General features: G+C 68.4%; 2 protein-coding genes. Both read left to right on the top strand.

The window, feature by feature from the left end; all coding sequences use genetic code 11:
* On the top strand, nucleotides 1-685 hold a 685-nt coding region (locus tag EOA27_RS38375; RefSeq protein ID WP_145970901.1), incomplete at its 5' end, for an AzlC family ABC transporter permease.
* Nucleotides 682-861: AzlD domain-containing protein (locus EOA27_RS38370; RefSeq protein ID WP_189562378.1), on the top strand; the 180-nt coding region annotated here is incomplete at its 3' end. The genes EOA27_RS38375 and EOA27_RS38370, both read left to right, overlap by 4 nt.

The raw sequence follows: 861 nt of genomic DNA, 5'->3' as shown, positions 1-861 counted from the left end.
GTTCCGGCGCGGGCTAGCTGCCGCGACGCCGGTGCTGCTCGGCGTCGTTCCCTATGCGCTGGTGCTCGGCGCGCAGGCCGCGCAGAGGGGCCTCAGCGTGCTCGAGGTGCCGCTGATGACCGGGCTCAACTTCGCCGGCGGCTCCGAATTCGCCGCGATCCAGCTCTGGACCTCGCCACCGCATGTCCTGCTGATCGCCGCCATCACGCTTTTGGTCAACAGCCGGCATTTCCTGATGGGTGCAGCGCTTGCGCCTTTCATCAGGCACCTGCCGAAGCGCCAGGTTTTTCCGGCGCTGTTCCTGATGTGCGACGAGAGCTGGGCGGTGGGCCTTGCAGATGCGCAGCGCCGTGCCACGGCCGGCACGCGGCCGGCCTTCAGCCTGCCTTTCTATCTCGGCGCCGGCTTGTCCGTCTACCTCGCCTGGGTGGCGTTCACGACTTGCGGCGCGGCGCTCGGGCCTGTGCTTGGCGACGTCGAGACATATGGTTTTGCGATGGCCTTCCCGGCCGTCTTCCTGGTGCTGCTGCGGGGCATGTGGAAAGGCTTTGCCGCGGCGCGGCCCTGGCTGGTCAGCCTCGTGGTGGCGGCGCTCACCTATCTCGTTGTGCCCGGCGCCTGGTATGTGGCGGCCGGCGCGCTGTCCGGCCTGGTGGCCGCGTGGTTCCTGGCAGGTGAGACATGATCGACCCGATGACCGTGCTTGCCATCCTGGCGATGGCCGGCGTGACGTATCTCACCCGTATCGGCGGCTATGTTGTGCTCAAGAACCGCGCGCTCAGCCCGCGCGCCACGGCGGTGATGGAAGCCGCGCCCGGCTGCGTGCTGATCTCGGTGATCGCGCCGGATTTCGTCTCGAGG

Source organism: Mesorhizobium sp. M2A.F.Ca.ET.037.01.1.1 (genome assembly GCF_003998075.1).
Classification (GTDB): Bacteria; Pseudomonadota; Alphaproteobacteria; order Rhizobiales; family Rhizobiaceae; genus Mesorhizobium.
This window is presented reverse-complemented; position numbering and strand designations above follow the sequence as displayed.